The following is a 14,438-nucleotide window of genomic DNA, read 5'->3' on the forward strand; positions in this document are numbered from 1 at the left end:
TGCGCCGACTGGAATTGGAGGCATGAGCCGCCCGATCGAGGCGCTTGCGTTCGATGTGTTCGGCACGGTCGTCGACTGGCGCACGAGCATCGCGCGGGAGGCGGCCGCGTTCTTCGGCGCGATAGGCCGTAGCGATATCGATCCATTTGCTTTCGCCGACCAATGGCGCGGCCTCTACCAGCCCGCGATGGAGGAATGCCGCGCCGGGCGACGGCCCTTCGTCCGGCTCGATGTGCTCAACCGCGAGACGCTCGACACGCTGTTCGATCGCTATCAGGTCACCGGCCTGACCGAGGCAGACATCGCGCATTTCGCCTTCGCCTGGCGCCGCCTCGACCCCTGGCCCGATGCGGTCGAAGGGCTGACCCGCCTCAAGGCGCTTTATCCGATCGTCACGCTTTCCAATGGCAATATCGCGCTGATGCTGGAAATGGCCCGGCGTGGCGGTCTGCCCTGGGATGCGATCCTCGGGGCCGAGGTGACCGGCGCCTACAAGCCGGAGCCGAAGGCCTATCTCGGCACGGCGGAGACACTCGGCATCGACCCGGCCGGCCTTTGCCTCGTTGCCGCGCACCATAGCGATCTCGCCGCCGCCCGCGCCTGCGGACTTGCCACGGCCTATGTCGACCGCCCGTTCGAATATGGCGGCCGCCCGGCGCCGGACCGGCATTTCCGGCAGGAATGGGACTATCTGGCAGGTTCGATCACTGAACTTGCCGCGCGTTTTGGATGTTGATCTTACTGGACTTGTTGGCACCGGCGTGATTCTGAGACCGTTGTCACAAAAGTGACATGTGGAGCCACGCAAGATCGACCAGGTAGCAGCCCTTCCATACCGTATCGCGCCCGATGGCAGCGCAGAGGTGATGCTGATCACCTCGCGCGATTCGGGGCGCTGGGTGATTCCCAAGGGCAATCCGATCAAGGGGCTCGCGTCGCACGAGGCCGCCGCCGAGGAGGCGTATGAAGAAGCCGGCATCCGCGGTATCGCCTGCCCGTCGCCGATCGGGACCTTCTCCTACACCAAGCGCTATCGTGCCAGGCGCAACCGTGATCTGGTGGTGACCGTCTATCCGGTCGCCTTTGTCGAACAGCTCGCCGACTGGCCCGAACGGCATCAGCGCGATACCCGCTGGTTCGATCTGCCCCGCGCGGCGGTGGCCGTCGACGAATCCGGGCTGAAAGACATCATTGCCGCTTTCCGGGAGCCGGTGATTCCGGCTAGTCTGGCGCAGCGCGTTATTCCCGCGTTCCGGACCCAGGCTAGAAAGAGGATACCCATGGTCGCTTGGTTCCAGGCACTGATGCCCAAGCAGGGCCGGTTTTTCGACCAGTTCGAAGCGCATGCCGCAACCTTGGTCGCCGGCGCCGATGCGCTTGCCAGGCTGCTGCACAATCAGGGCTCCATCGCGGAGAACATCGCCGCGATCGTCGATCACGAACATGCCGCCGACGACATCACGCGCGACGTGCTGCAGGATGTCCGCCGCGTGTTCGTCACCCCATTCGATCGCAGCGCGATCACCGACCTGATCGGCGTGATGGACGACGCGATCGACCAGATGAACGGCACCGCCAAGTCGATCGAGCTGTACGAGGTCACCAGCTTCGAGCCGCAGATGCGCGACATGGCCGGCATCGTGGTGGAGGCGGCGCGCATCACCGCCGAGGCGATCCCGCTGCTGCGCTCGCTCAACACCAATTCGGCGCGCCTTCATGATCTTACGTCCCGCCTGATCAGGATCGAAGGCGATGCCGACGACATCCACGATGCGGGGCTGAAGGCCCTGTATAAAGCGCACGGTGCCAGTGCGCCGATGGATTTCATCGTCGGGCGCGAAATCTACAGCCATCTGGAAAAGATCGTCGATAGATTCGAGGATGTCGCAAACGAGATCCAGGGTCTCGTGATCGACCACGCCTGACGCCCCCGGTGATACTTTCCCTCCCCTTGCTGATCGGCCTGATCGGCGTCGCCTTGCTGTTCGATTTCCTGAACGGCCTTCACGACGCCGCCAATTCGATCGCCACCGTCGTATCGACCCGTGTGCTCAAACCGCATCACGCGGTGCTCTGGGCCGCCTTCTTCAACTTCATCGCCTTTGCCGTGTTCGGCCAGCATGTCGCGCAGACCGTCGGCACCGGCATCATTTCCACCCAGATCGTCGATCCGCAGGTCATCTTCGCCGCGCTGATCGGCGCGATCGTGTGGAACATCATCACCTGGGTGCTGGGCATCCCGTCAAGCAGCAGCCACGCACTGATCGGCGGCCTGCTCGGCGCCGGCATCGCCAAGGCGGGTTTGAGCGTCGTGGTCTGGGCCGGCGTGCTCAAGACGGTGGTCGGCATCTTCGCCTCGCCCGCGGTAGGTCTCGCGCTTGCGTTGGTGCTGGTGTTGGTCGTCGCCTGGACCAGCCTGAAGCTCACCCCGATGGGTGTCGACAAGCGCTTCCGCAAATTGCAGCTCCTCTCCGCCGCCGCCTATTCGCTCGGGCATGGCGGCAATGATGCGCAGAAGACGATGGGCATCATCACCGTGCTGCTCTTTTCGCAGGGCATCTATCATGGTGATTTCCATGTGCCCTTCTGGGTGGTGCTCGCCTGCCAGGCGGCGATGGCCATCGGGACGATGTCGGGCGGGTGGAAGATCGTCCACACCATGGGCTCGAAGATCACCCGGCTGACCCCGGCCCAGGGTTTCTGCGCCGAGACCGGCGGGGCGATCACCCTGTTCATGGCGACCTTCGGCGGCGTGCCGGTCTCCTCGACCCATACCATCACCGGCGCGATCGTCGGCGTGGGCGCGGCGCGGCGATTCTCGGCGGTGCGCTGGAACGTCGCCAGCAACATCGTCATCGCCTGGTTCGTGACCCTGCCGGCCGCGGCTCTGGTGGCGGCGCTGACCTGGTGGATCACCGGCTTGTTTCTTTGATCGGCAGGAGCGCCACGACGGCGACGTGGATCATCGGCCTTGGAGTGTTGGCGCTCGGCGCCACGGCTTCCCTGCCCGTGAACGCGGGAGCGCGCCCCGGCCTCGATGCCGTTCTGGCTCGCTGGGATCATGACGAGCACCCCGACTTGCGCGGTGTCGTGGTGGTGCGGGACGGTCGCCGGGTTGCTGAACGCTATTATAACGCAGCGTCCGCCCGGGAGCTTCACGACATAAGATCCGCCGGCAAAAGTGTGACGGCGCTGCTGGTCGGCATCGCGAAGGATCGTGGCGCCATCCGGTCGGTCGATGATCCGGTAGCCAGATATTGGGCCGGCGCGGCAGATAGCGCGATAGGGTCGGTGCCCCTGCGCGATGTCCTGACGATGCGATCGGGCCTTGCCGCGTTTGACGAAGATCCCGCGTCTCCCGGCAACGAGAACAGGATGGACGCCGCGGCCGATCCATTGGCCTTTGTCCGCGCGGTTCCCCGGTCAGGCCCGCCCGGCGACCGGTACCGCTATAACTCGGTTACCGCCTATACGGCAGGCGTCGTGGTGGCGAACGCGACCCGGGAGAGAATGAGCGACTTCGCGGGCAGACACCTTTTCGGACCGCTGGGCATAACCCGCTGGCGTTGGGATGGTGACGCGGCCGGCATGACCAAGGGACAAGGCAATCTTTGGTTGAGCACGCGCGACCTTGCCCAGATCGGGGAAATGGTTCGCAGCGGCGGGCGAGCACGCGGTCGGCAGGTCGTCAGTTCCGGCTGGATCGATGCGATGCTCACGCCTCGCGTGAATATCGCGTCCGACGATCCTTATGCCGATGACTATGGATATTTCTGGTATCGAAAGGAGCATCGGCTCGCCGGCACGACAATTCCCGTGTGGTTCGCGTCCGGGAATGGCGGCAACAAGATATATGTGGTGCCGGCTTGCGACCTCGTCGTGGCGATCACCTCGTCGGCCTATGGCCATGGCTATGGCCAGCGCCGGTCCGAAGCTGTCCTGAAGGCGGTTCTGACTTTCGAGGCCGAAGCTGGAGACTGCCAGGCCAACAATGGTTCGCTGGCGACCCGCGGCTGACGCCGCCCTTTGTATTCCTTCCCGGACAGGCGTATTGTCCGTTGCCTCAGGGCCGCATGGCCATCGTGAGGGCCATGGAGTAGTACGAACGCGAGACGGGCGGCGGCCCGCACTGCCTCGCCAGGAGAGGCTCGTCATGGTCGCCATCGTCCCCGCTACGCCAGCAACACCTGCCGCATCATCGAGTCACGATCCCGTCGTCCGCGACATCACCCGCGCCGACTTGTACTGGGCACTGCGCGAAGGCTGGTCCGATTTCCTGGAAAAACGCGGCGACATCGTGCTCGCGGCTGTCCTCTATCCCGTGCTGATGCTGGTCGTCGCCGGGGTCACGCTCGGCGGCAGGATGCTTCCGCTCCTGTTGCCGCTGGTCGCGGGTCTGTCGCTCCTCGGCCCGCTCGTTGCGATCGGTTTCTACGAACTGGCCCGTCGCCGCGAAGAGGGACGCGATGCGCATTGGGTGCATTTCCTCGATCCGTTCCGCAGGCCCGCCGCGACCCAGATCGCCGCGCTCGGCATCTTTCTTGGCCTGCTCTTCCTCGCCTGGATCGGTGTCGCCTGGTCGATCTACCAGGCGACGCTCGGCACGCTCGACCCCGCCGGAACGATGGCGTTCGTGACCCGACTCTTCACCACGAGCGAGGGATGGCAGCTGATCCTGTTCGGCAACCTGGCCGGATTCGCCTTTGCCGCGATCACGCTGGTGACGACGATCGTGTCCTTCCCGCTGCTTGTTGATCGGCCGGTCGATTTCGTGCTCGCCGTCCAGACATCGCTTCGCGCGGCGTGGCGCAATCCGGTCGAGATCGCGGTCTGGGGCCTGATCGTAGCCGTCCTGCTCGCGCTGGCCTCCATCCCGCTGTTCATGGGCCTTGCGGTCGCCCTGCCGGTGCTCGGCTATGCCAGCTGGCATCTCTACACCCGGCTGATCGACCGAAGCCTCTGACTCAGGCAGTCCTGCCGGACCGGTCCCAGCATCCGCCGTTTCGCGGTTTCAGAAGGGGCTTGGTGGCGTCCGGCAACGTTAAATGCTGCAATTGCGAAAGACCATTTGACTTCGTCATTCGGCAAAGATACCGGACGGTCGGTTTCAACGGCCCGATCGGTTTTTTGCGTGCTCCCACCCTCTGGTTATGAACGCCGCAAGGAACCTGCAAAGGTCAGGGCCGCGCTGATTCAGGCAGCCGCGCAGCTGATCGCCGAGCAGGGCCTGTCGCGCCTGACCGTCGATGCCGTGGCCAAGGCCGCCGGCGTCACCAAGGGCGGGCTGTTTCATCATTTCCCGTCCAAGCAGGATCTCGTGAGAGGCGTGCAGGAGGCGATGATCGAATTCGCCGACGAGACGATCGACGCCCAGATGGCGAACGATCCCGAACCGCATGGCCGCTTCACCCGCGCCTATCTCGATGGCATGTTCGCCGACCACAAGCTGGGCGGCAACACGTCGTTGCGCACCCTGTGCCTGGCGATGTTGGCCGACCCCGATCTTCAGGATGGCTGGGCGGGCTGGGTGGAAGGCCGAGTCGCGCTGCATGCAGCGACCGACGACAACCCGGCCTGTGCGCTCGTCCGCCTCGCAGCAGACGGGGCATGGCTCAACTCGTTGCAGCATCCCGATCGTCCCCCGGCTTTGCCGGCCGAGGTCCATGCGATGCTGCTGGAACTAACCCGCACCGATCGCTGATCCCCGCGCCCCGCTTCTTTCCACCGGCCGCTGAACCCGGAGTTTCCCCGTGACCTACACCATCGCCCGCCGCCTCTCCGTCGGCTCTCTTCTCTTCGCGCTCGCTGCCTGTGGCGCGGGCAACCAACAGCCCGGCGGCGGCGGGGAGGGCGGCATGGGCGCCATGCCGCCGCCGCTGGTCGTCGCGATGACGGTGCGGGCGCAGGAAGTGCCCAACATCGTCGAGCTGCCTGGCCGGATCGAATCGATCCGCACCGCCGAGGTCCGCGCCCGCGCCGACGGGATCATCGAACGGCGCCTCTATCAGGAGGGTACCGACGTCACCGCCGGCCAGCCGCTCTTCCGCATCGATCAGCGCGACCTCAAACAGCAGGTGGAACAGGCGCGCGCCGCGCTCGCCCGTTCGGAGGCGGCCCGCGTCAACGCGGCATCGGTGGTCCGCCGTTACGCGCCGCTGGTCAGCGAACGCGCCGTCAGCGCGCAGGAAAACGATCAGGCCCAGGCGACGCTTCGGCAGGAAACCGCCAATGTCGCCGATGCCCGCGCAGCGCTCGCCCGCGCTCAGCTGCTGCTCGGCTATACCATCGTCCGCGCGCCGATCTCGGGCCGTGTCGGCCGCGCCCAGGTGACCGAAGGCGCGCTGGTCAGCGCGAGCCAGGCGACGTTGCTCGCCACGATCGAGCAGCCATCGCCGATCTACGCCGTCTTCACCCAGTCCAACTCGGCGATCCTCGACATGCGCCAGGCGGCCGGCGTCGGCGGACCGCCGGTCAAGGCGCTGTCGCAGATCGAGGTCCGCTTGATCCTCGCCAACGGGCGTGAGTACGGCCCGGTCGGGCGGCTCGACTTCGCCGACCAGGTCGTCGATCCGCAGACCGGCAGCCAGGTGATCCGCGCCGTCTTCCCGAATGGCGAGCGGCTGTTGCTGCCCGGGCAGTTCATCCGGGGGCGTATCGCCATGGGCACCAGCCCCAACGGCATCCTCATCCCCGCCAGCGCGGTCCAGATCGGGGAACGCAGCGCCAGCGTATCGGTCGTCGGCAAGGACGGCACCGCCACGGCGCGGCAGGTCCAGCTCGGCGGTCAGGTCGGCAGCAACTGGCTGGTCAAATCGGGCCTCAAGGCCGGCGAGCGCATCATCGCCGATGGCTGGCAGAAGGTGCAGCCGGGCCAGAAGGTCCAGGTCAAGGGCGATCCCGCTCCGGCCGCAGCGGCACAACAGCCCAAACAGGGGAACTGATCGTCATGGACAGCTTTTTCGTCCATCGCCCGGTCTTTGCCTGGGTCATCGCTGCGTTCATCGCGCTGTTCGGCACCATGGCGCTGATGAACCTGCCGATCGAACAATACCCCTCGGTCGCGCCGCCTTCGCTGACGCTAACCTATACCTATAACGGCGCCGACGCCGACACGATGGACAAGAACGTCACGGCCGTGATCGAGCGCGAGCTCAATTCGGTCGAGAAATATCTCTACATGTCCTCCACCAGCCGCGCGAACGGCACCGGTGAGATCATCGTCACCTTCCAGTCGGGCACCAATCTCGATGTCGCCCGCACCCAGGTGCAGGATCGCCTGAATCGCGCCGAGCCGCGCCTGCCGGAGGACGTGCGCCGTCTCGGTATCCAGATCACCGACAATTCCGCCGGCTTCCTCGAGGTCATCGGCATCCAGTCGAAGACCGGCAAGACGTCGGAGCTGGAGCTTGGTGACTTCGCCTCGACGAAGGTGCTGAACGAGCTTCGCCGCGTTCCCGGCGTCGGCAATGCCCAGCTCTTCTCGTCCGAAAAGGCGATGCGCATCTGGCTTGATCCGGAAAAGCTCGCCGGTTTCAACCTGTCGCCCTCCGACGCGCTCGCCGCGGTGCAGGAACAGAACAGCCAGACGGCGGGCGGCGGCATCGGCGACCAGCCGATCGGGCCGGGCGCCCAGTTCAACGCCAAGATCGTCACCCAGAACCGTTTCCAGACGCCCGAGCAGTTCCGCAACATCATCATCCGCGCCAATCCCGACGGCTCGACCGTCCGGCTCGGCGATGTTGCGCGGGTCGAGATCGGCGCCGATAATTACCAGTTCAAATCGACGCTCAACGGCAAGGAAGTCGCGGGCATCGCGGTTCAGCTCGCGACAGGTGCCAACGCGCTCGCCACGCGTGACGCCGTGACGGCGCGCATGAACGAGCTCGAACGCAACTTCCCGCCCGACATCAAATGGTCGCTGTCCTACGACACGACACCGTTCATCTCGAGCTCGATCGAGAACGTCATCCGCACGCTGGCGGAGGCGATGCTGCTCGTCTTCCTCGTGATGTTCATCTTCCTGCAGAGCTGGCGCGCGACCGTCATCCCGGCGATCGTCGTGCCGATCGCGCTGGCGGGCGGCTGCCTCGGGCTCTACGCCTTCAGCTTCTCGATCAACACGCTGTCCCTGTTCGCCATGGTGGTGGCGATCGGCATCCTCGTCGACGACGCGATCGTCGTCGTGGAGAATGTCGAACGCATCATGGCGGAGGAGGGGCTGTCGCCCGCACGCGCCACGATCAAGGCGATGGGGCAGATCCGCGGGGCGATCATCGGCATCACGCTGGTGCTGATCGCGGTGTTCATCCCGATGGCGTTCTTCCCCGGCTCGACCGGCGGCATCTATCGCCAGTTCTCGGTCACGCTCGCGGTGTCGATCTTCTTCTCGGCGGTGCTTGCGCTGACCCTGACGCCGGCGCTCTGCGCGACCCTGCTCAAGCCGCACAAACATGCTCCCGGCGAAGAGCGTGTGCCGGCCGAGGGATGGCGCGGTTATCCGCAGCGCTTCTTCAACTGGTTCAACGACCGGTTCGGCCGCGCGACCGACAAATATGTCGGTGGCGTTGGCAAGATGCTGTCGCGCCCGTTGCGCTGGCTCGCGGTGTTCGCGGCGATCTTCGCCGTCACGCTGCTGCTGTTCGCTCGCCTGCCCGGCGGCTTCCTGCCCGACGAAGACCAGGGCTATTTCCTGGTCAACTATGATGCGCCGGTCGGCGCCACGGCCGAGCGCACCACCGCCGCGGTCAAGGCGACCGAAGCCTATCTCTACAAACAGCCGCAGTTCGAGCAGATATTCTCGGTCGTCGGCTTCAACTTCTTCGGTCAGGGCCAGTCGGCCGCGCTCTCCTTCGTGATGCTCAAGCCCTATGAGGATCGCAAGGGTGCGGCGAATTCGGTCCAGTCGGTGATCGGCGGCACGTTTGGCGCGACGGCGGGCATCCCCGGCGCGACGATCTTGCCGCTCAACCCACCGGCGATCCAGGCGCTGGGCAACGCCACCGGCTTCACGATGAAGATCGAGGACCGGGTCGGTGACGATCCCGCAGGCCTTCAGGCGGCGATGGGCGAAATCCTCGCCCAGGCGGCGAAGAACTCGAAGCTCGCGGGCGTCAGGCCGGAAGGGCAGGCGCCGTCGCCGCAGCTCTATGTCGATATCGATCGGGTCCAGGCCCGTGCGCTCGGCCTGAGCATTGCCGACGTCAACGCGACCCTCGCGATCAGCTTCGGCTCTGCCTATGCCAACGACTTCTCGAACCAAGGTACTGTCCAGCGAGTCTATCTCCAGTCCGACGCGTCGAGCCGGATGAGCGCAGAGGACGTGCTCGACCTTCGCGTGCGTAACCAGGCCGGCACCATGGTGCCCTTCTCGGCCTTCACCAAGGTCTCCTGGACGGCCGGTGCGACCCAGCTCCAGCGCTACAACGGCTATCCGTCGGTCACCATCTCGGGCCAGGCCGCACCGGGCCAGAGCTCGGGCGCCGCGCTGATCGAGATGGAGAAGATCGTCGACAGCGTGCTGAAGCCCGGCTTCGCGCATGAATGGACCGGCACCGCGTTTGAGGAGAAACAGGCCGGCGGCCAGATCGGCATGCTGCTCGGCCTGTCGCTGGTCGTCATCTTCCTGCTGCTCGCGGCGCTCTACAATAGCTGGGCGATCCCGCTATCGGTCCTGCTGGTGGTGCCGTTCGGCGTACTCGGGGCGGTGGCCTTCACCTTGATCCGCGGGCTTTCCGCCGACGTCTATTTCAACATCGGTCTCATCACGATCATCGGTCTGGCGGCGAAGAACGCCATCCTGGTGGTCGAGTTCGCGATCGATGACGAGGTGGGCGATCGTACCCCGCTGGAGGCGACGCTTGAGGCGGCACGCCAGCGCCTCAGGCCGATCCTGATGACCAGTCTCGCCTTCATCCTCGGCATGGTGCCGCTGGTGATCGCGGCCGGGGCAGGGGCCGCCAGCCGACATGCGGTCGGCACGGGCGTGATGGGTGGCATGATCACCGCGACCGCCTTCGGCATCTTCTTCACCCCGGTCTTCTATTATGCAGCGCGCAAATGGCTGTCGCGTAAGCGCAAGCCGGTCGACGACGACACGTCCGATACCGCGCCCGATCACGGAGCATCCGCTCATGCGTAAGTTCGTCGTCCTGGCCAGCGCCACCGCGCTCGCCTCCTGCAATTTCGCGCCGGCCTATCGCCAGCCGGTCGCGCCGATCTCGGCGACCTTCCCGCAAGGTGACGGTCAGGGGGGAGGGCAGAGCGGGGCCGGCGCACGCGCCGCGACCGATATCGGCTGGCGCGACTATTTCGGCGATCCGCGGCTCCAGGCGCTGATCGCCGCGGCTCTCGCCAACAACCGCGATCTCGCCCAGTCGGTCGCCCGCGTCACCCAGGCCCGCGCTCAATATCGCATCCAGGATGCCGAGCGCCTGCCCCAGCTGAATCTCCAGGCCGGCGCCTCGCGCAGCCGCACGCCGCTCAACTCGCTCGCCTTTCCCGGCAGCGGTTCGGGCAGCGGAGGGGCCGATTCCTTCACCCTCAACCAGTTCAGCGTCGGCGCCTCGGTCTCCAGCTTCGAACTCGATTTCTGGGGCAGGGTGCGCAACCTGTCCGAGGCGCAGCGCCGCGAATATCTCGCGACCGTCGAGGCGGAGCGCGCCTTCCGCCTGTCGCTGATCGGCCAGGTCGCCGCGACCTATCTCCAGATCCGCGCGGGCGAGGAACAGATCGCGTTGGCCGAACGCTCGGTCACCGGCCGCCGCGAGGGGCTGGTCATCGCGCGCAAGCGCATGGATGCCGGTGTCACCTCGACCGTCGATTACGATCAGGCGGCATTGCTCGTCACCCAGGCCGAGACCGAGCTGGCCGATCTCCGCCGTACCACGCAGCAGTCCGAAAACCTGCTGACCGTGCTGGTCGGTGGGCCGATCGCCGACACGCTGCCAGCCCCCCGGCCGCTGTCGGACCCAGGGCAATATACCAATCTCCAGCCCGGCCTGCCTTCGTCGCTGCTCGAGAACCGGCCCGACATATTGCAGGCCGAACAGCGGCTGCGCGCGGCGAATGCGAATATCGGCGTCGCCCGTGCCGCCTTCCTGCCGCAGATATCGCTCACCGGCCTGCTCGGTTTCGTCTCGCCCCAGCTCGGCAGCCTGATCCAGGGCAGTTCCTTCCAGTATCAGACGGCGGCGAACGCGACTCAGCCGATCCTCACCTGGGGCAAGTCCTCCGCCGGCATCGCGCTGACCAAGGCGCAGGCCGACGAACTCGTCGCCGCCTATCAGCGCGCGGCGCAGGGCGCCTTTCGCGAAGTCGCCGATGCGCTGGTCGCGCGCCGCCAATATGCCGAGCAGATCGAAGCGCAGGTCCGCACCGTCGACGCCCAGCGCCGCCTCGCCCGCGTCGCGCGGCTTCGCTACGACAATGGCCTGTCGATCTATCTCGAAGTGCTCGACGCCGAACGAAGCCTCTTCTCCGCCGAGCAGCAATTGCTCGCCCTGCGCAGCGCCCAGCTGCAGAGCGAGGTGTCGCTTTACGTCGCGCTGGGCGGTGGCCTGAAGGAGACGGTCTCGGCAGGCTGAAGCGCATCCCGAGGTCGGGTTGCGCCATTCCCCTGTTCTTGCTCGCCGGCGAATGCCGGGGCCCAGTCAGGAGACGCTCGTGACGGGGCGCGGCGCTTCCCTCTCTCCGCTATCCCAACTGGGCCCCGGCCTTCGCTGAGGAACAAGCGGCAAGCGACCCAGTCTCGCCGGAAAACGAGTGTTTCCGGGGCGCAAAACAGTCGTCGGGTCGGGTGACGCAATCGTCACCGGATCGCGGTGAGAGGGTTCGTCGCTCGGTATCGTGTACGCCATTCCGCCCATAGCAAGGGCTTGCCCGCGTCTTCCCCGCCGTTACAACCGGACGCCATGGCCGGGCGCCAGCCCAACCCGCTGGCGTCGCCCGATATCGAGGGATCATGACACACACTACACGGCGCGACCTTCTCACCGGCGCTGGCGCGCTCGGCCTGACCGCGGCGCTCCCCGCCTGGTCCGCCAAAGCCGCTCCCGCCGCTGACACTGCGGCTCAAGGCCTGCTTTCGGCAATGGCCGAAGACCTTCTTTCCGACTCGCCCGAATATGCCCTCTCGCTCGGTATCGACAAAGGCGATCGCGCCGCCCTCCATAGCCGCTTCATGGATCGCAGTATCGCCGGTAACCGGGCCCGCGCCGCCCGGTGCACTGCCCGGCTCGGCCAGTTGCGCAAGCTCGACCGCACCGGCCTTGCGCCTTCCGTCGCGCTCGACCTGGATACTGCCGAGACTGCCTATGCCCTGGCGGAGGAAGGCTGGCGCACCATGCCGGTCGGCGCGAACGCAGTGCTCGACGCCAATGTCAGCTATCGCAGCACGCCCTATGTCGTCACCCAACTCGGTGGCGCCTATTCGGATCTGCCCGATCTGCTCGAGAACAAGCATGATGTCGCCACTGCTGCCGATGCCGACGCCTATCTGTCGCGGCTCGAAAGCTATGCCGCTGCAGTAGATGGCGAGACCGGTCGCATGCGGGCCGATGCCGGCCAGGGGGCGATCCCGCCGGTGCTGGTCATCGACATCACCGCCGGCCAGTTGAAGGGCATACGCGCCACGCCCGTTGCCGACTGGGTCATCGTCAAAAGCTTCGGCGAGAAATGCGCCAAGGCAGGCCTTCCCGCATCCTATGCGCAACGTGCCGCGGCGCTCTGCACCGACAAGGTGTCGCCGGCACTCGATCGCCAGGTCGCCGCCTTCGCCGCGCTGCGCGGCAAGGCAAGCGAGATCCCCGGCGTCTGGCAGCGCCCGCATGGCGAGGACTATTATGGCTGGCTGGTCAAGGCCGGCACCACCACCAATGCCACGCCGGACGAGATCCATGCGCTCGGCCTCGCCCAGAACAAGGCGATCAATGCCGAGATCGATACGCTGCTCAAAGGGCAGGGCCTGACACAGGGGACGGTCGGCGACCGGCTGACCGCGCTCAGCAAGCGGCCCGATCTGCTCTTCGCCAATGACGATGCCGGACGCGAGAAGCTGCTCGCCTATCTCAACGGCCGTATCGCCGACATCCGCACCCGTCTGCCGCGCGCCTTCGGCAATCTCGTAAAGGGCAATCTCATCATCAAGCGCGTGCCGCCTGCCATCCAGGACGGCGCGCCGAACGGCTATGCAGGGCCTGGCTCGATGGATGGCTCGCAGCCGGGCATCTATTACATCAACCTCAAATCGACCGCGACCTGGCCGCGCTATTCGCTGCCGACGCTCTGCTATCATGAGGGCATTCCCGGCCATGTCTGGCAGGGAGAATACAGCTATCGCCTGCCGCTGATCCGATCGCTGCTTGCCTTCAATGCCTATTCGGAAGGCTGGGCGCTCTATGCCGAACAGCTCGCGGGAGAACTCGGCGCCTATGACGACGATCCGCTCGGCCGCATCGGCTATCTCCAGTCGATGAACTTCCGGGCCTGCCGGCTGGTGGTCGATACCGGCATCCATGCCAAGCGCTGGACCTTCGACCAGGCGCTTGCCTGGTTCCAGCAGGCGACCGGGATGCCGCTCGGCCAGCTCACGGCGGAACTGCAGCGCTACTGCGCGATGCCGGGGCAGGCCTGCGGCTACAAGATGGGCCATAACGAGATCAATCGCCTGCGCGACAAGGCGAAGGCGGCGCTCGGCTCTCGCTACGATCTGAAGTCCTATGACGACATGGTGGTGGAGACGGGCAATGTCCCGCTGACCCTGCTCGAACGAGTCGTCGACGGCTATATCGCGAGGGCGAAAGGGTAGGGAGGGCCTGTCGCAGCGACGAACTGAGTCGCGACAGGGCCCGATTCGTCCGAATCGGAGAGGCCGGTACGGAAGAATCTCCCTTGGCGGGCGTTGGAGGGGCATGAATCCGGACTCCCGTCATTCGGCCGCTCATTCCTGCAGGCGGGCCTGAAATCGGGAAAAAACCCAGAGAATTCTGGGGAAACGGAGCCTGCGGCACGAAAGCTTCCCATCTGGCGCCGCGGAAAAATCGGTTCTCTGCATTTTGTGCTTGCGCGGTCGGAGGGCCCTGTATAGAGAGCACTCCACCGCGGCGGACCAGACGGTTCGCTTCTACGGTCACCGAAAACCAGGCGCTGAACCGCCCCAGTAAAAAGGGGTTGGCAGAGGCGTCGGGTGTTTGTGCTCTTTGACATTGTCGGTTTAGATGAAGGGACATGTGGGCGGCGGCCCCGGGTCTTGCATTCAAGGTGCAAGGTGCTCGGTTAAATAAGCCGTTCCTATATGTCCTTATTACAATTCCACAGTATTTGTAATTTGTGCAGGAACGGCTCCTTGAGATCGCTTCTTCGTCGTGGTTATTCCACCGCGATTGAGAGGTTCATCAACTTGAGAGTTTGATCATGGCTCAGAATGAACGCTGGCGGCATGC

10 protein-coding genes are annotated in these 14,438 nt (G+C 65.5%); all 10 read left to right on the forward strand.

Annotated elements, in window-relative coordinates; genetic code table 11:
- The first annotated feature begins 22 nt into the window (after nt 1–22).
- On the forward strand, nt 23–736 hold the full coding sequence (locus tag AC1DT7_RS22720; protein ID WP_478038451.1) for a haloacid dehalogenase type II: 714 nt from the start codon (nt 23–25) through the stop codon (nt 734–736).
- A 73-nt stretch (nt 737–809) separates the two neighbouring features.
- A complete protein-coding gene (locus AC1DT7_RS22725) occupies nt 810–1,925 on the forward strand; it encodes a DUF47 family protein (protein ID WP_478038460.1) in 1,116 nt (371 codons plus the stop codon).
- 8 nt (nt 1,926–1,933) lie between these two features.
- Nucleotides 1,934–2,932 carry an inorganic phosphate transporter gene (locus tag AC1DT7_RS22730; protein WP_478038452.1) on the forward strand — a complete coding sequence of 333 codons (999 nt, stop codon included), beginning with the start codon at nt 1,934–1,936 and terminating at the stop codon, nt 2,930–2,932.
- Entirely contained in the window at nt 2,929–4,017 is a 1,089-nt protein-coding gene (locus tag AC1DT7_RS22735) for a serine hydrolase domain-containing protein (RefSeq protein WP_478038453.1), read from the forward strand. Before AC1DT7_RS22730 ends, AC1DT7_RS22735 begins: the two co-directional genes overlap by 4 nt.
- Nucleotides 4,018–4,153: 136 nt before the next feature.
- Nucleotides 4,154–4,963, forward strand: coding sequence for a DUF2189 domain-containing protein (locus AC1DT7_RS22740; protein ID WP_478038454.1), 810 nt, complete (start codon nt 4,154–4,156; stop codon nt 4,961–4,963).
- 168 nt (nt 4,964–5,131) lie between these two features.
- Entirely contained in the window at nt 5,132–5,701 is a 570-nt protein-coding gene (locus AC1DT7_RS22745) for a TetR/AcrR family transcriptional regulator (protein ID WP_478038455.1), read from the forward strand.
- Nucleotides 5,702–5,750: 49 nt separating this feature from the next.
- Nucleotides 5,751–6,941: an efflux RND transporter periplasmic adaptor subunit gene (locus tag AC1DT7_RS22750; RefSeq protein ID WP_478038456.1), complete on the forward strand. Its 1,191-nt coding sequence runs from the start codon at nt 5,751–5,753 to the stop codon at nt 6,939–6,941.
- Between the two features lie 5 nt (nt 6,942–6,946).
- The gene (locus AC1DT7_RS22755; protein ID WP_478038457.1) at nt 6,947–10,138 is read left to right on the forward strand and encodes a multidrug efflux RND transporter permease subunit; all 3,192 of its coding nucleotides are present in this window, start codon (nt 6,947–6,949) and stop codon (nt 10,136–10,138) included.
- Nucleotides 10,131–11,582, forward strand: a complete 1,452-nt coding sequence (locus AC1DT7_RS22760) for an efflux transporter outer membrane subunit (RefSeq protein WP_478038458.1) — start codon at nt 10,131–10,133, stop codon at nt 11,580–11,582. The genes AC1DT7_RS22755 and AC1DT7_RS22760 overlap by 8 nt, the downstream gene beginning before the upstream one ends.
- Nucleotides 11,583–11,959: 377 nt before the next feature.
- Entirely contained in the window at nt 11,960–13,804 is a 1,845-nt protein-coding gene (locus AC1DT7_RS22765) for a DUF885 domain-containing protein (RefSeq protein ID WP_478038459.1), read from the forward strand.
- Nucleotides 13,805–14,438: the final 634 nt, after the last annotated feature.

Source organism: Sphingomonas sp. P3_C6, assembly GCF_056402595.1.

Bases quoted from the DNA above. Each gene is read 5' to 3' on its own strand.
- AC1DT7_RS22765 (WP_478038459.1), top strand. From the start codon at position 11,960: ATGACACACACTACACGGCGCGACCTTCTCACCGGCGCTGGCGCGCTC.
- AC1DT7_RS22760 (WP_478038458.1), top strand. From the start codon at position 10,131: ATGCGTAAGTTCGTCGTCCTGGCCAGCGCCACCGCGCTCGCCTCCTGC.
- AC1DT7_RS22720 (WP_478038451.1), top strand. From the start codon at position 23: ATGAGCCGCCCGATCGAGGCGCTTGCGTTCGATGTGTTCGGCACGGTC.
- AC1DT7_RS22755 (WP_478038457.1), top strand. From the start codon at position 6,947: ATGGACAGCTTTTTCGTCCATCGCCCGGTCTTTGCCTGGGTCATCGCT.
- AC1DT7_RS22740 (WP_478038454.1), top strand. From the start codon at position 4,154: ATGGTCGCCATCGTCCCCGCTACGCCAGCAACACCTGCCGCATCATCG.